Annotated in this window: 15 protein-coding genes; 13 read left to right on the forward strand and 2 right to left on the reverse strand. The window is 62.1% G+C overall.

All coding sequences use genetic code 11. From position 1 onward, the window contains the following. Positions 1-116: 116 nt before the first annotated feature. From K5658_RS11195 to K5658_RS11225, 7 genes are all read left to right on the forward strand, one after another. Complete coding sequence (locus K5658_RS11195) at positions 117-1,100, forward strand: DUF11 domain-containing protein (protein ID WP_221063221.1); 984 nt, start codon at positions 117-119, stop codon at positions 1,098-1,100. A 171-nt stretch (positions 1,101-1,271) separates the two neighbouring features. Further along, positions 1,272-2,945, forward strand: coding sequence for a formate--tetrahydrofolate ligase (locus K5658_RS11200; protein ID WP_221063222.1), 1,674 nt, complete (start codon positions 1,272-1,274; stop codon positions 2,943-2,945). 83 nt (positions 2,946-3,028) lie between these two features. After that, on the forward strand, positions 3,029-4,096 hold the full coding sequence (locus K5658_RS11205; protein ID WP_221063223.1) for an AAA family ATPase: 1,068 nt from the start codon (positions 3,029-3,031) through the stop codon (positions 4,094-4,096). Further along, positions 4,093-4,725 (forward strand): DUF4276 family protein, encoded by a 633-nt coding sequence (locus K5658_RS11210; protein ID WP_221063224.1) that lies wholly within the window; start codon positions 4,093-4,095, stop codon positions 4,723-4,725. The genes K5658_RS11205 and K5658_RS11210 overlap by 4 nt, the downstream gene beginning before the upstream one ends. 95 nt (positions 4,726-4,820) lie before the next feature. Further along, positions 4,821-5,930: a non-hydrolyzing UDP-N-acetylglucosamine 2-epimerase gene (gene wecB, locus K5658_RS11215; protein WP_246628428.1), complete on the forward strand. Its 1,110-nt coding sequence runs from the start codon at positions 4,821-4,823 to the stop codon at positions 5,928-5,930. A 50-nt stretch (positions 5,931-5,980) separates the two neighbouring features. Beyond that, the gene (locus tag K5658_RS11220; protein WP_221063225.1) at positions 5,981-6,916 is read left to right on the forward strand and encodes a DUF6635 family protein; all 936 of its coding nucleotides are present in this window, start codon (positions 5,981-5,983) and stop codon (positions 6,914-6,916) included. Between the two features lie 70 nt (positions 6,917-6,986). Continuing rightward, the gene (locus K5658_RS11225) at positions 6,987-8,414 is read left to right on the forward strand and encodes an Nramp family divalent metal transporter (RefSeq protein WP_221063226.1); all 1,428 of its coding nucleotides are present in this window, start codon (positions 6,987-6,989) and stop codon (positions 8,412-8,414) included. Between the two features lie 172 nt (positions 8,415-8,586). Here K5658_RS11225 and K5658_RS11230 read toward each other — a convergent pair whose 3' ends face one another. Both K5658_RS11230 and K5658_RS11235 read right to left on the reverse strand, forming a co-directional pair. Then, positions 8,587-8,931, reverse strand: a complete 345-nt coding sequence (locus K5658_RS11230) for an HU family DNA-binding protein (protein ID WP_343223240.1) — start codon at positions 8,929-8,931, stop codon at positions 8,587-8,589. 86 nt (positions 8,932-9,017) lie between these two features. Further along, positions 9,018-9,770 (reverse strand): elongation factor-1 alpha, encoded by a 753-nt coding sequence (locus K5658_RS11235; protein ID WP_221063227.1) that lies wholly within the window; start codon positions 9,768-9,770, stop codon positions 9,018-9,020. Positions 9,771-9,903: 133 nt separating this feature from the next. Between K5658_RS11235 and K5658_RS11240 the strand changes: the two genes are divergently transcribed. The 6 genes from K5658_RS11240 to K5658_RS11265 all read left to right on the forward strand — a co-directional run bounded on the left by K5658_RS11240 (position 9,904) and on the right by K5658_RS11265 (position 16,313). After that, the gene (locus K5658_RS11240) at positions 9,904-10,377 is read left to right on the forward strand and encodes an NUDIX hydrolase (RefSeq protein WP_221063228.1); all 474 of its coding nucleotides are present in this window, start codon (positions 9,904-9,906) and stop codon (positions 10,375-10,377) included. 5 nt (positions 10,378-10,382) lie between these two features. Then, positions 10,383-11,471 carry a tRNA 2-thiouridine(34) synthase MnmA gene (mnmA, locus tag K5658_RS11245; RefSeq protein ID WP_221063229.1) on the forward strand — a complete coding sequence of 363 codons (1,089 nt, stop codon included), beginning with the start codon at positions 10,383-10,385 and terminating at the stop codon, positions 11,469-11,471. A 248-nt stretch (positions 11,472-11,719) separates the two neighbouring features. Beyond that, complete coding sequence (locus K5658_RS11250) at positions 11,720-12,871, forward strand: glycosyltransferase family 61 protein (RefSeq protein WP_221063230.1); 1,152 nt, start codon at positions 11,720-11,722, stop codon at positions 12,869-12,871. A 126-nt stretch (positions 12,872-12,997) separates the two neighbouring features. Next, complete coding sequence (purB, locus tag K5658_RS11255; protein WP_221063231.1) at positions 12,998-14,356, forward strand: adenylosuccinate lyase; 1,359 nt, start codon at positions 12,998-13,000, stop codon at positions 14,354-14,356. Between the two features lie 18 nt (positions 14,357-14,374). Continuing rightward, a complete protein-coding gene (lolA, locus tag K5658_RS11260; protein ID WP_221063232.1) occupies positions 14,375-14,998 on the forward strand; it encodes an outer membrane lipoprotein periplasmic chaperone LolA in 624 nt (207 codons plus the stop codon). Positions 14,999-15,011: 13 nt separating this feature from the next. Further along, positions 15,012-16,313, forward strand: coding sequence for a replication-associated recombination protein A (locus K5658_RS11265; protein ID WP_221063233.1), 1,302 nt, complete (start codon positions 15,012-15,014; stop codon positions 16,311-16,313). Positions 16,314-16,319: the final 6 nt, after the last annotated feature.

Raw genomic sequence — 16,319 nt, forward strand, 5'->3', positions numbered from 1 at the left:
CGGTCCGGCGGAACGGGATCGACCGTTACAATCCATGGCGGGGGATGTCCCAAGCGATCAACCCGGCGATCACGAATATCCTTGTGGCGTCGGCTCTATTTTCCGTAGGGAAGACGATGTTGCTACGATCCATCACTATGATGATTACCCTGGCCGGCCTGTGGATGGCACCTATCGACGCGGTTTGGGCGATGGCGGCCTATACCAATATAACGACCGATTTGTCGGTGGCCGGGCGAACCGATTACGATCCCGCCTTGTTCCAGGATACCCTGGGCTATACCGTCACCCTATCCAACCATAGCTCCACCGCCGCGCAGGGGACGGTGTTGCATATCGAATGGATCGGCCTGCTGCGGGAGGTTTCCAGCGATCTGCCGGCGGAATGCACGCACCGGGCCCTTGCTTCCTTGCCGGGATATGATTGGATCGAATGCCCCTTGGGCGATTTGGCCGCCGGCGAAACCAGGGTTTACCACATGGATTTCGACCAGCTCTATCGGGGCGCCACGTCCTATATCCGCGCCACGGTCAGTTCGGACCAAGTGGATACCGATACTTCCAATAACGACAGCCGGGTTGAAACCCCCGATCTTTATCTATTGCCCGGGACGGCGCTGGACGCTTCCACCCCGGCGGGGTCGGCCAATCGCACCCAGGATGCGAACGATCTCGCGTTCGCCATGAAAATAGGGGCTTTCCCCAAAGCCCCCCGGGCGGGGAGGCCGGTGCGCATCGTCGCCCGCTTCGTCAATCCCCGGCAAAGCCAGACCGGGATCATGGGGGTGCTATACACTTTTTCCAAACAGGTCGATTTCCTGTCGGGCGCCGATGCCTTGTATCAATGTAGGCCGGTGGAGCCGGGAATCTCGATGGCCTGCCTGTTCAACGATGTGGTCCAGGCCGTTCACGACGGGGCTTTTCCCGAGGATGTGGGGGTCGCCCTCGAACGGAGGAGGAAGCTCAAGCAGATGTTCACGGTGGTTCCCAAGCGGAAGGGCCCGCTATCCATCCAAGCCAGGGTATTCGGCGTGAAGCAAGACCCGAATCCCGACAACAATACCCGTATCGGGTTCGTCAAAGTCCGGTCCAATCCTTGAATCCCCCCATCCGGCGACGGGCCATGGACGGCGCGGCCAACACCCCCCTTCGGTATCAATTGCCCCCCCCAACTTGTTAAACTTCGGCCTCAACCGGAGCGCCCATCCGGGCGCATTCCCACCGTTTTCCCCACGCGCCATCCCAGCGCGGCCATCGCACGAAGGAAATCCATGTCCGACATCGAAATCGCCCAGCAAGCCCAAATGCGCCCCATCATCGACCTGGCCCAAGACCGGCTGGGCATCCCGGCGGAGCATCTCGACCCCTACGGCCATTACAAGGCCAAGTTGTCGCTGGATTACATCCAGTCGCTCGGCGACCGCCCGGATGGCAAACTGATCCTGGTCACCGCCATCAGCCCCACCCCGGCGGGCGAGGGCAAGACCACCACCACCGTGGGCCTGGGCGACGCGCTCAACCGCATCGGCAAGAAGGCCATCATGTGCCTCCGCGAGCCTTCGTTGGGGCCGTGCTTCGGCGTCAAGGGCGGGGCGGCGGGCGGCGGCTATGCCCAGGTGGTGCCGATGGAGGATATCAACCTGCATTTCACCGGCGACTTCCACGCCATCGGCGTGGCCCATAACCTCCTGGCCGCGATGATCGACAACCACATCACCCACGGCAACGAACTGCACATCGACCCGCGCCGGGTGCAATGGAAGCGCGTGGTCGATATGAACGACCGGGCGCTCAGGAAGATCGTCATCGGCATGGGCGGTCCCGGCAACGGCTACGCCCGCGAGGACGGTTTCGACATCGTGGTGGCGTCCGAAGTCATGGCGATCCTCTGCCTCGCCAGCGGCATCGAGGATTTGAAGGAGCGCCTGGGCCGTATCGTCATCGGCTACAAGGCCGACGGCAAAACCCCGATCTATGCCCGCGACCTCAAGGCCCATGGGGCGATGGCGGCCCTGCTCAAGGACGCCATCAAGCCCAATCTGGTGCAGACCCTGGAAAACAATCTCGCCATCATCCACGGCGGTCCCTTCGCCAATATCGCCCACGGTTGCAACACCGTGATGGCGACCCGGACCGCCCTCAAACTGGCCGATTATGTCGTGACCGAAGCCGGTTTCGGGGCCGACCTGGGCGCGGAGAAGTTCATCGATATCAAATGCCGCATGGCGGGGCTGGAACCTTCGGCGGTGGTGCTGGTGGCGACCCTCAGGGCGCTCAAATTCCATGGCGGCGTGAAGAAGGAAGACCTGAACCAGGAGAATCTGGCGGCCCTGGAAAAAGGCTTCGCCAACCTGGAAAAGCACGTCCGCAATATCCAGACCCATTACCACCTGCCCTGCGTGGTCTCGATCAACCATTTCACCTTCGACACCGAGGCCGAGATCGAACTATTGCGCCAGAAATGCGAAAGCTTGGGTGTCAAGGTGGTGTTGGCCAAGCACTGGGCGCAGGGCGGGGCGGGGGCCGAGGACTTGGCCCATGCGGTGGCGGATATCGTCGATAACGCGCCGGGCCAGCACCGGTTTGTTTATGACGGCGGCTTGTCGTTGTGCGAGAAGATCGAGGCCATCGCCACCAAAATCTACGGCGCGGGCAGCGTGAGCTACGAAGGCAAGGTGCGCGAACAGTTGAACGCCTGGAACGCCGAGTATGGCCGGTTCCCGGTGTGCATGGCGAAAACCCAGATGTCGTTTTCCACCGACGCCACGGTCCGGGGCGCGCCCAGCGGCCACAATGTCCATATCCGCGAGGTGCGGCTCGCCAGCGGGGCGGGTTTCATCGTCGCCATCGCGGGCGACATGATGACCATGCCGGGCCTGCCGAAAGTCCCGGCGGCGGAGCATATCGACGTGGATGGGAATGGGCGGATTTCCGGTTTGTTCTAAGGGATAGCGGTTTCCCGCGCATCGGGGATAACATCTTTCGCGGGTGTTATCCCTTTTCTTTTGGCGATAGGGTAGGGACGGCGATGCGGGCTTTGCGCAGGATCAAGATTGAAGGATTCAAGTCGATTGCCGGTGCCGAATTGGAACTCGGCGATTTGAATGTCGTGATCGGTGCCAATGGTTCGGGTAAATCCAATCTCATCGGGGTGTTCCGGCTGTTGGAGCGGATTTGGTCGAGGAATCTTCAGCTATTCGTCGCGGGCGAACCCGACCGTTTGCTGCACCATGGCCGGAAGGTGACGCCTTTCCTAGCCGTGGGTTTGGAACTAGGCCAGAACCGCTATGAAATCAGGCTCAAGGCCGAGCGGGATGTTTTGGTTTTCGAGCAAGAACAAGTTTGGTTCGGCGAGGATTTCTGGGAAGAACCTGCTTCACGAAAGCATTTGGAAACAGCGCTAGGCGAATCAGGCTTGTTTTTCCAAAATAGGTCGGCTGAGCATTTCTTCCCACTCGAATGGAACTGGCTGATCCATCATTTCCACGATACCTCCGATGCTTCTCCCGCCAAGCAAATCTGCAACATCGACGATAATCGCTATCTCCGCCCCGATGCCGCGAATCTCGCAGCCTATCTCTATTGGTTGCAAGAAAAGCACCCGGTCGAATTCCGCCATATCGAGGAACATATCCGCCTCGTGGCCCCGTTCTTCGAAGGTTTCGTCCTGGCCCCGTCGAGGCTGAACGAACGCAAAATCAAATTGGAATGGCGGCATAAAGGTTCGGATGCCTATTTCGACGCCTATTCCCTGTCCGATGGGACTTTGCGGTTTATTTGCCTCGCGACATTGCTGCTGCAACCAACCCCGCCCGCCTTGATTTTGCTGGACGAGCCGGAATTGGGCTTGCATCCTTTCGCCATCCGGCTGTTGGCGGAAATGCTAGAAGCCGCTTCCCACAGGTCACAGGTGATATTGGCGACCCAATCGGTCAACCTGCTCGATCAGTTTTCGCCCAAGGATATCATCGTGGCCGAGAACGATGGAAAACAGACGACTTTCCGGCGTTTGGACGAGGACGGATTACGGGGCTGGCTCGATGAATACAGCCTCGGCGAGCTTTGGACCAAGAATGTACTCGGAGGCCAACCGTGAGCCGGGTATTGATCTTGGTGGAAGGAGCTTCCGAATGGATTTTCGTCGAACGGACCTTGATTCCTTTTCTGCGCGGGCATGGGGTGTATATGCAAAAACCCATCGAGCAAGGCGGCGTCAGCCGGTGGAGGGAGGTGCGTAAGAATATGGAGTTATTGGCCCGCGACTCCGATGCTTGGATTACGACCCTATTCGATTTCTATGGGTGGCCCAAGGATTTTCCAGGGTATGGGGAAATATGCGGGGTTGGCGACCCGCGTGCCCAGGTGGCCGCGCTGCAAGAGCGGTTCAAGGCGGAATTCAAGCATCCCAAGTTGCTCCCCTTTTTCGCGCTGCATGAGTTCGAGTCCTGGCTGTTTTCCGCGCCGGAGATTGTCGCCGAACATTTCGGGCAGCGCCGTTTGGCCAAGGCGATGGATGGGATTGTGAAAAAAGCCGGCGAACCGGAACTCATCAATCACGGCGTGAATACCCATCCCAAAGCGCGTATGAAAAGCTTCGATATCGGTTATAAGGAAACCTCCGACGGCCCGATCTTGCTGGACAAGATCGGTGTCCCCGCCATCCGGGCGGCCTGCCCCCATTTTTCAAGCTGGCTGGAACGCTTGCAAGCCCTGGCCCGGTCCTAACCAAGCCGACCCACACCCGGCCCTGCTCGAAAAACCCTATTTTTCCGGTACGATGACCGGATTCCTTTTTGTCCGCCCACCAGGAGCGCAAACCCGTGAACCCCGCTGCCAAAAAACTCTTCATCGTCGCCGGCGCCCGCCCCAATTTCATGAAGATCGCCCCGATCCTGCGGGAACTCCGGCGCGGCGTTTATCCGTTCCAGGCCAAGCTGGTGCATACCGGCCAGCATTACGACAAGGCGATGAGCGATGTCTTCTTCGAGGAGCTGGAAATCCCCCGGCCCGATTATCACCTGGAGGTTGGCAGCGGCTCGCACGCCGAGCAGACCGCCCGGATCATGACCCGCTTCGAGGAAATCTGCCTCAGGGACCGGCCCGATCTGGTGCTGGTGGTGGGCGATGTCAATTCCACCCTGGCCTGTTCCATCGTCGCCAAGAAACTGCATATCGGCGTGGCCCATGTCGAGGCCGGCCTTCGGAGCGGCGACCGCGCCATGCCGGAGGAAATCAACCGCCTCGTCACCGACGCCATCAGCGACTGGTTCTTCGTGACCGAGAATAGCGGCCTTGAACATCTGCTGGCCGAGGGCAAGCCCCGCGACAGCATCCATTTCGTCGGCCATGTGATGATCGACAATCTGTTCCACCAAGTGGAAAAGCTCGCCGCCCTGCCACCCGCCGCCCTGGGCACCACCCCGCTGAAGCAGCGTTTTTCCGGGTATGGCGTCGTCACCCTGCACCGGCCTTCCAATGTGGACGATCCCCAGGTGTTCGGCGGCATCATGGCGGCTTTGGCCGAGGTATCCCAGCGGCTGCCGCTGATTTTCCCGGTGCATCCACGCACCCGTGGCAACCTCGATAAATTCGGCATCGCCATCCCCGACAGCGTCGTGCTGACCGAGCCCTTGGCCTATATGGATTTCCTCAACCTGTTCAAGGATGCCAAGCTGGTGCTGACCGACAGCGGCGGCTTGCAGGAGGAAACCACCGCCCTGGGTGTGCCCTGCCTCACCCTGCGCGAGAACACCGAACGCCCGGTCACGGTGGACGAGGGCACCAACACCGTCGTCGGGGTCGATCCGGCGCGGATCGTGGCGGAAGCGACAGCCATCCTGGCCGGGCGCGGCAAGCAGGGACGCAGGCCGGAATTCTGGGATGGGCGGGCGTCCGGCCGCATCCTGGCGGCCTTGGCGGCAACGGTTTAGCGCGGGGCCGGGCGGTGGACGGGCCGACGCGGGACCTAATCGCTGCCGCCGTGCAGCGCGGCATCCAGGCGTATATCGAATCCCGGCGCGACAAGGTGCCGGAATTCGTCGAACGGCATTTTTCCCTGCGCGGGGCTTGGGCATTGCACCGCGCCACCCTGGGCCGGGATTTCTACCGCCATCCGCTCAATATGCTATGGGGCTTGCCTTGGGCGCTGACCCAGGGCGCGGCGGGCTTGGCCGGGCGGATGGGGGCGGACCGCGCCGCCGCTTGGTTGCACCGCGTCCCGCCGGGCATCCCCACCCGGCTCGACCGGGAATTGCGCTGGCTGCTGCATACCGAATTGCTGGAATTGCCCTACGCCGACGAAGGCCGCGAATCCCGCCACGACGCCCTGATGGAAACCCTCCTGGCCCAGCCCGAAATCGCCGCCCTGTGCGGCGAATATCTGCGGATACTGGGCGACCAGGCCGACCGGCCCGGTTTCCGCGCCGCGCTGGAAACCAAACTGGCGGAATACGGCAAGACCCGCGCCGGGGTGTCGGAACTGGCGGGCAGCCTCATCACCCTCGCCACCGGCTACGCGGTATCGCAACAGGTGACGCCCGGCGCCTTGTCGGCGGGGTCCGCCGCCGCCGCGGTCATCGCCCAGCAACTCGCCATCGCCAATTTCTGGCTGGGTTCGACCGTGGGGGCTTGGTATTACGCGGTGTTCCCGGCCACGGCCTCGGCGGGTTTGGTGGTGGCGACCACGGGGGCTTTGCTGGCGGCGGTCGGGGTCTTGGCCGCGCTGTCCTGGATCGTGCTGGACCCTTTGCTCGCCAAGACCGGCCTGCACCGGCGGCGCTTGCTGGGTTTCGTCGATGCCCTGGGTGCCCAACTCGCGGGCGGCGAAGGCGGCGATTACCGGGTGCGGGATCATTACATCGCCAGGGTGTTCGATGTGCTGGACGTGTTGCGGATCGCGGCGGGGGCGGCGCGCTGAGGTTGCCAACTGACTTGATGGAGTCCAAAGCCAGCTTTGGACTCCAATGGCCTTTTTATAATATAACTCGATGAATAATAAAGAACTTTCCGGGCTGGAGCGCAAACCCCTGCCCGCGTTTCCCGGCTGGGCCGTGGCGCTCGGTCCCGGCATCGTCTGGATGGCCTTGGCCCAGGGCAGCGGCGAATTGATCTGGTGGCCGTATATGATCGCCAAGTACGGGCTGACTTTCCTCTGCCTGCTGCTCCCGGCCTGCTTGCTGCAATATCCGCTCAATATCGAGATCGGCCGCTACACCCTCCTCACCGGCGAGAGCATCTTCCATGGTTTCATCCGCCTGCACCGGGGCTTCGGGATTTTCCTGTGGGTGCTGATGTCGGTGTCGTTCTTCTGGTTCGGGGCGTTCGCCTCGGCGGGCGGGACTTCGTTGGCGGCGCTGACCCATTTCCCGGAAGGCTGGACCCCGCGGGGGCAATCGCTGTTCTGGGGCTATCTCACCATCGCGGTGTTCCTGGTCGCCTTGCTGTTCAGCCAGGTCGTCTATGTGCTGGTCGAGCGCTTCATGAAGTTCGTCGCCATCACCACGGTGGTGGGTTTGTTGTGGGCCTGCGCCCAGCCGGAGGTGGCGGCGGCCTTGCCGGGATTCCTGCGCGGTTTGCTCGGCCCGACCGGACCGATGCCCCGGCCCTGGGAAACCGCCGACGCCACCAAACTACTGACCGCCATCGCCTTCGCCGGGCTGGGGGGCTTTTGGATCCTGTTCTATTCCTATTGGCTGCGGGACAAGGGGGCGGGGATGGCGGCGCATATGGGGCGCATCACCGGGGTGGTCGCCGACAAGCCGGAGGTGGTGACCAGCGAGGGTTTCCTGCCGGAGGACAACGCCGAGAACGCCGGGCGCTGGCGGCTGTGGCGGCGCTATCTCGGGGCCGACGCCTGGGTCGGGATCGGCGGCAACGTGCTGACCACGCTGATGACCTGCCTATTGTCCTATGCCTTGCTCTATCCCAAGGGTTTGCTGCCGCAGGAATACGAGTTGGCGGTGGTGCAGGCCAAGTTCTTCGAGGTGGGCTGGGGCGAGATCGGGCGCATCCTGTTCTTGATCGTGGCGGCGGCGTTCCTGGCCGATACCTGGCTGGCGACGGCGGACGCGGTGAGCCGGATGCAGGCCGATATCGTCCATGTGCTGTTTCCCCGGAGCCGTCGCTGGTCGTTGCGGGTGTGGTATTACGGCTTCCTGGGGCTGATGACCCTCGTCACCTGCCTGACCATGCTGTTGGATACCCCAGGCAGCTTGATCCTGACCAGCGCGGTGATCGGCTTCGCCGGGACGGTGATTTTCCCGGTGGCGTTGTACCTGCTGAATTACCGGGTGTTGGCCCCACATTTGCCGGCCTGGGCGCGGCCCGGTGGGGCGAATCCCTGGTTGCTGGGAGTGAGCTTCCTGGCCTATCTGGGCTTGGCCTTGGCCTATGGCTGGACGCTGCTGGCGGGATGAGGGGGCTGGGCGGGCGCTATCTTGCGCCGGGACGATGATTCCGGGGCAGGCTGCGGGCTTGGCCCGCGCCTTGCGGGCGGCGCTCCGGGCGGGATTGCCCGGAGCGCCGCCCGGCCCCGGATCGGGGCACCCACGGAATCGAAAGGAAGCGAATCGGCGCGGGAATGGGGGATCAGCCTTTGTTGGCGACCCGGTTCTTGAAGGTCGCGCCCGGTTGGAATTTGGGCACGGTGCTTTCGGGGACTTGGATGGCCGCGCCGGTGGCGGGGTTGCGGCCTTCCCGCGCCGCCCGGTGGGTCGCTTTGAAGGTGCCGAAGCCCGCCAGGGCCACGGGTTCGCCCTTGGCGACGGTGGCGGTGACGGTTTCGAGCAGGGCGTCCAGGGTCTTGCCGATTTCGGTCTTGGTCTGGCCGGAGGCGTCGGCGATGGCGTCGATCAGTTCGGATTTATTCATGCTTGGGTCTCGCAGAGCTTGAAGGGAGGCGCATTGTCGCATGAATCGGGGCGGGCTTTGCATGGGTTTGGCCTTATTTCATCGGGCTTCCGCCGTGGGGGCGTGGGCCGGATCGGCGGTGGATGCCGCCGATCCAAAACCCCCGCCGCTCAAGACCGCGTCAAGGCGCTCCGCCGGTCCGGGAATGGCAGCTTCCCCGGCAATATCCACATCTCGTACATCGACACCACCCACATGAACACGAAGGCCATCGCCATGCCGCCGCCGCCCAGGATCACCAGCAGGGCGAAATTCGGATTGAGCTTGGTCAGCCACCACGAGGTAATATCCAGCAGCAGGAACACATACGGCATGACGATGGCCGCGCCCTTGAGCTTGCACGGCACTCCCGAGGCCAGGGCGAAGATCAATCCCACGAACATGAAGATGAAGGCGATCCCGAACAAATGGATGTGCGACACCCGCGCCAGCGAGGCGAAGGTCGCGCCCTGGTCGGATTGGGCGCGTTGGTGAATATGCTCGAACTGGGTGAAATCGGGCAGCCCCGCCGCCTCCGAGTTATGGCACATGATGCAGCGCAATTCGATGATCGGCTTGATATCCTTCTCGTAGGTCTTGGCGTCGCCGCCATCGCGCACCCATTGGATGATCTTGAAGCGCTCGCTGTCGGGGGCGTTGTTCTTCATGGAGCCGTTCAGCTTGCTCTCCAACACCGAGCCCGAGCGGTTGCCGTAATAGCTGTAGACGATGTCCTCGATGGACAGGCCGAACTTGCCATCGGCCATCCCGTGCGTGAATAGCACCTGCATGACGGCCACCCCATAGCCGATTGCGATGACTATCAAATACCCGGAAAATAGCATTTTGATCGAAAATCCCAGATTGCTAAGGTTCAATGGCATCGATTCGGCTCCATGGCTGGCGTGCCCCGCGTCGCCGTCCGGCAGGTTCCGGGCGGTTCCTAAGGCGTTGAGGGAAGGGCGGTTTTATAGCATAGCGCTCTTCCCAGGCGCTTATCCCGGTAGAAAAAACTTCATGCACACATCGGAAATCCAGGCCCAACGGCCCCGCGTCACCGTCGCGACCCTGGTCGAGCGGGAAGGGCGCTTCTTGTTCGTCGAGGAAATCGACCCCCGAGGCCGCTTGGTCATCAACCAACCGGCCGGCCATGTCGAAGGCGGCGAAACCCTGGTCGAAGCCGCCCGCCGCGAAACCTTCGAGGAAACCGGCTGGCATATCCAACCCGAGCACCTGGTCGGCATCTACCTATGGAACCGGCCCGACGGCACGGCCAGCTATTGCCGGGTCGCCATCGCCGGCCGGGCCGAAAGCCACGATCCCGCCGCGCCCTTGGACGCCGGCATCCAGCGGGCCTTGTGGTTGACGCCCCAGGAACTGGCCGGGCGGGAGGATGCGCTGCGTAGTCCCATGGTGCGGCGCTGCCTGGAGGATTATCTGGCGGGCGAGCGCCATCCCCTGTCGGTGTTGAAATCGATGTTGGCGGCTTGATGGGCATGGCGCACAAGGTCGTGGTGGGCATGTCGGGCGGGGTGGATTCCTCCGTGGCCGCCCATATCCTGCTGGAACAGGGCTACGAGGTCGTGGGCCTGTTCATGAAGAACTGGGAAGAGGACGACGGCACCGAATATTGCACCGCCCTCGAGGATTTGGCCGATGCCCAGGGCGTGTGCGATAGGCTCGGGATTCCGCTCAAGACCGTGAATTTCGCCGCCGAATACTGGGACCATGTGTTCGAGATTTTCCTGCACGAATACGGTGCCGGGCGCACACCCAACCCGGACATCCTGTGCAACAAGGAAATCAAGTTCAAAGCCTTCCTCGACTATGCCCAGGACTTGGGGGCCGACCTCATCGCCACCGGCCATTACGCCCGCGTCGAGCAACGGGACGGGCGCTTCCATCTGCTCAAGGGCTGGGATGGCAACAAGGACCAGAGCTATTTCATCTACACCCTGGGCCAGCCGCAGTTGTCCCGCACCTTGTTTCCCATCGGCCACCTCGACAAGCCCGAGGTGCGCCGCATCGCCGCCCGCCTGGGCTTCGACAACGCCCGCAAGAAGGACAGCACCGGCATTTGCTTCATCGGCGAGCGCCGCTTCAAGGATTTCCTGCAACGTTATCTGCCCGCCCAGCCCGGTGCCATTGAAACCCCGGATGGCGCTACGGTCGGTCGCCACGAGGGCTTGATGTATTACACCCTGGGCCAGCGCCGGGGTTTCGGCGTGGGCGGTATCAAGGGCGCGGACCCGGAGGCTTGGTATGTGCTGCGCAAGGATTTGGAGCGCAATGTGCTGGTGGTCGGCCAGGGCCACGATCATCCTTGGCTGTTCACCGGCGCTTTGGAAGCGGGCACTTTGGATTGGTGCGACAACCAGCCTTTGCGCGAGCCCCTGCGCTGCGCCGCCAAGACCCGCTATCGCCAACCCGACCAGCCTTGCCGGGTCGAACCCTTGGAGGATGGCCGCTGCCGGGTGGTGTTCAACCAGCCGCAGCGGGCGGTGACGCCGGGGCAGTCGGTGGTGTTTTATCGTGGGGAGGAATGCTTGGGCGGCGGGGTGATCGAGCGGGCTTACAATGCGTAGTGAACCATGAACGCCCATCTGCATGATCGCGATTGCTATGCCTGGACTCAACAGCTGGCGATGCCATGATCCTGGCCGCCAGGGAAACCGGGTTCGAGGAAAGCGTTTTTCCGGGGTGCCGACCTTATGGTTGGGCGAATATCGCCGACCCGGATTTCCTTCCTGGCCGCGCCTAGGTGGGGAGGATGGCAAGCCCACGGAAAACCGGGTTGGAAAACCAAGCCGCATGATGGCGGAGCGGTGAAAATATGGCTTTCCACCAAGTTTTGCCCCTGGATATAGATAGCCTGGATAAAAGTCCTTGCGACGGCCAGAATCTGGTGTTCCAATCCCGGCCCATGGGCTATCAAGCCGCGCCGGGGCAGGTTTATCCTAGGAAACAGCCCCTGGGTATCTGCGGGCCGGGGACCGGGCAAGCGGGAGCGGTGGTCGCCAAATGGTCCCAAACCCCGCCCGCCACGCCTTGGTCGGGTTTCGTGAGCCTGCGGGACGCCACCATAATCGCCAAGGGATTGACCTTGACCGGCGACGATAGGATATTGTTGGGTCGTGGCTTGATGTTGAATCCCAAAAGTTTCCCCCCAACGCCCATGGTCTCGTTGGCCGCCAAAGACCCTGCCATGGCCGGAGCCTATCGGGTGGATATACCGGAAGAAACCCTACGGGTGGCAGGAACCCTTTGTAATATCGGGTTGCCAGGGGCGCGTATCTACGGCCACTGGATCGTCGATGTCCTCCCAAGGGTGTATAGAACCTTGAGCCATGGATTGGCTATCGATCGGTATGTCATGGGCGAAACGCAAAAACCATGGCAAACCGCTATTCTGGAAGCCTTGGATATTGCCGGAGATAAGGTGTTATTTTGGGATGCGCGGCAATATCGGCTCGAAGCCGAGCGCTTGGTCGTCCCCACTTTCGCCAGGATTAGCAGCGAACTCCACGAGGAGTTCATGGCCGTCCATATCTTCTTGCGGGAAAAACACGCCGCGCCCGAACTGGACAAGCCGGCGACCGATAGGCTGTTTATTGCGCGGGCGGAAGGGGGCAATCGGCAACTCGCCAACCGGGATGCGGTCGAAGCGGTGTTCGCGGACCAGGGCTTCGAGATTTTCAGGCCGGAACACTGGCCTTTTGTCGAACAAATCAAAAAATTGGCGCGGGTGGCGGGGGAATGTGGCTTGGGAATGCATAACACCGTGTTTTGCCGTCCCGGTACCCGTGTCGGCGTATTACAGTCCAGCGCCAATCTCAGTTTTCTCCAGGGGCAAATCGCGCTGCACGCGCAGCATGATTTATATTATCTAATAGGGATGCCCACCGATCCCAAGGAGGCTTCCCTTAAATCCAGTTGGCGCGTGGAAATCGAGGATGTGCGGCGGTTTATCGCGATGCTGTCCTGAGTATTCCAATCCCGTGCCTAGGCTGCCGGTGGAGTTTCAATGAACCTTGCAAGGCGGGGATCGCCAGCCTGATTGATCGAGGCGGTACCCATCCCGGATGAACCATTGTCGATAGCAGTTACCCTCATGACTTTAACCAATCTGTCCCCCATCGATGGCCGTTATGCCGACAAGGCCGATTCCCTACGCTCCATCCTCAGCGAATACGGCTTGATCCGTTACCGGGTGTTGGTGGAAATCCGCTGGCTGCAAGCTTTGGCCCAGGAATCCGCCATCGCCGAAGTGCCCCCTTTGAGCGGGGAAGCCCAGGCTCTATTGGAAAGTATCCTGGTGGATTTTTCGGTGGAGGACGCCGAGCGGGTCAAGCAGATCGAGCGCGTCACCAACCACGATGTGAAGGCGGTCGAATACTTCCTCAAGGAAAAGATCGCCGCCAGCGAGGAATTGGTCCGGGTCGGCGAATTCATCCATTTCGCCTGTACTTCCGAGGATATTAACAACCTGGCCTATGCCGCGATGTTGCGGGAGGCGCGCGATGGCGTGCTGGTGCCGAAATTGCGGGAATTGGTCGCCGAGATCAAAACCCAGGCCGGGGCCTATGCCGCCCAGCCCCTGCTGTCCCGCACCCATGGCCAACCGGCCACGCCGACCACCATGGGCAAGGAATTCGCCAATGTCGCGGTGCGCTTGGAACGCCAACTCAAATCCATCGCGGCGGTGGAATTGCTGGGCAAGATCAATGGCGCGGTGGGCAATTATAACGCCCATGCTGTGGCCTATCCCGAAGTGGATTGGCCGGGTTTGGCCCGAAACTTCGTGGAATCGCTGGGGCTGGTGTTCAATCCCTATACCACCCAGATCGAGCCGCATGATTATCTGGCGGAATTCTTCCATGCCCTGGCCCGTTTCAATACCATTTTGGTCGATTTCGACCGCGATGTTTGGGGGTATATCTCGCTGGGGTATTTCCGCCAGAAAACCATCGCCGGGGAAGTGGGTTCCTCCACCATGCCGCATAAGGTCAACCCGATAGATTTCGAGAATTCCGAAGGCAATCTCGGCATGGCCAACGCGGTCCTGGCCCATCTGGCCGAGAAACTGCCGATTTCGCGCTGGCAGCGCGACCTGACCGATTCCACCGTGCTGCGCAATATCGGGCTGGGCATCGCCTACACGCTGGTGGCCGCCCAGGCCACGCTGAAAGGCTTGTCCAAGCTGGAAATCGCGCCCGCCGTGCTGGAGGCCGACCTGGCCGCCAACCCGGAAGTGCTGGCCGAGCCGATCCAGACCGTGATGCGCCGTTATGGCATCGAGAAGCCCTACGAAAAGCTGAAGGAACTCACCCGCGGGCGGCGCATGGACGCCGAGGCGCTGGCGGCCTTCGTCGCGGGTTTGGAGTTGCCCGACGACGCCAAACAGCGCTTGTTGGCGCTGACGCCCGCCAGTTATACCGGCTATGCGGAAACGCTGGCGCGACAGATTTAACCCACCCGCCGAGGTTCCATGTTCAAACAAGTTTTGCCAGCGCTGATCCTGGCGGCGGCGTCCGCGTCGGTCCGGGCCGGGGACGAGCCGGTCCAGCATCTGCGTAATTTCCTGGCCCATGCCCATACCTTGCAGGCCGAATTCAGCCAGGTGCTGGTCGATGGCAAGGGCGGCACCGACAAGCGCAGCAACGGGGTGTTCTACCTGGAAAGGCCGGGCAAATTCCGCTGGGATTACCAAAAGCCCTACCATCAGGAAATCGTGTCCAGCGGCGGCAAGGTCTGGTTCTACGATGTGGACCTGGAACAAGTCACCGCCAAGCGCCTGAACGCCGCCATCGGTTCCACCCCGGCCTTGCTGTTGAGCGGCGAGGTGCCTTTGGAAACCAATTTCAGCATCGAGAAGCAGGCGCTGGACGAGGGTTTGTACTGGATCAAGCTGGTGCCCAAGGCCGAGGACAGCGGCTTCAAATATGTGTTGCTGGGCTTGGAAGGCGACAAACTGGCCGGGATGGAACTCAGCGACAATTTCGGCCAGCTGACCCGGATTTATTTCGACAAGGTCAAGACCGGGCTCAAGCTGGACCCGGCCTTGTTCGAGTTCAAGCCGCCCGCCGGGGTGGATGTGTTCGAGGAAAAATAGGGCGGGTGGGACGATGAGCGCCGATGCGATGAAACCCCTGGCCGACCGGATGCGGCCCCGCAGCCTCGATGAATACATCGGCCAGCGCCATATCCTCGCGCCGGGGAAGCCCTTGTACGCGGCGATCAAGGCCGGTCGGCTGCATTCCATGATCTTCTGGGGGCCGCCCGGCACCGGCAAGACCACCCTGGCCCGGCTGGTCGCCCACCATGCCGACGCCGAGTTCCTGCCGATCTCGGCGGTGCTGTCCGGGGTCAAGGAAATCCGCGAGGCGGTGGCGGAGGCCAAGCGCCTCTTGGCCGCCCAAAACCGCCGGACCCTCCTGTTCGTGGACGAGGTCCACCGCTTCAACAAATCCCAGCAGGATGCCTTCCTGCCGCATGTCGAGGATGGCACCGTCTATTTCATCGGGGCCACCACCGAGAATCCTTCCTTCGAATTGAACAACGCCTTGTTATCGCGGGCGCGGGTCTACGTGCTGCGCGGCTTGGCCGGGGAGGATTTGCTGTTGGTCCTGGACCGGGCCTTGACCGACCCCGAGCGCGGCTATGGCGGCACGGCGGTGGACATGCCGGAGGTAGTGCGCGGTTGGTACGTCCAGGCGGCGGATGGCGACGCCCGCAAGCTTTTGAACCTCCTGGAAATCACCCTCGACCTGGTCGAGCCGGGCCAGCGCGAAATCACCCCGGAACTGGCCCGCGCGGTCCTGGCCGGGGGTTCGGTGCGCCGTTTCGACAAGCACGGGGAGGAATTCCACAACCAGATTTCCGCCCTGCACAAAGCCGTGCGCGGCAGCGCCCCGGACGCGGCCTTGTATTGGCTGTGCCGGATGCTGGACGGCGGCTGCGACCCGCTTTATCTGGCCCGGCGTATCGTCCGTATCGCCAGCGAGGATATCGGCAACGCCGACCCGCGCGGCCTGCGACTGGCGCTCGATGCCTGGGACGCGCAGGAGCGCCTGGGCAGTCCCGAAGGCGAGCTGGCCTTGGCCCAGGCCGTGCTTTATCTGGCTTGCGCCCCCAAGAGCAATGCCGTATACACCGCCTACAAGGCGGCGCGGGCCGACGCGGCGGCCACCGGGAGCCTGGAGGTCCCGGCGCATCTGCGCAACGCCCCCACCGGCCTGATGAAACAACTCGGCTACGGCAAGCGCTACCGCTATGCCCACGACGAGCCGGAGGCCTATGCCGCCGGGGAGGATTATTTCCCAGAAGGACTGGAAACCCGCGCTTATTACCGGCCCGTGCCCCGCGGCCTGGAAATCAAGATCGCCGAAAAACTGGCGCGGCTGAAAGCCTTGGATAAAGCCCGATAAACCCAC

Source organism: Methylomagnum ishizawai, assembly GCF_019670005.1.
GTDB classification, from domain to species: domain Bacteria; phylum Pseudomonadota; class Gammaproteobacteria; order Methylococcales; family Methylococcaceae; genus Methylomagnum; species Methylomagnum ishizawai.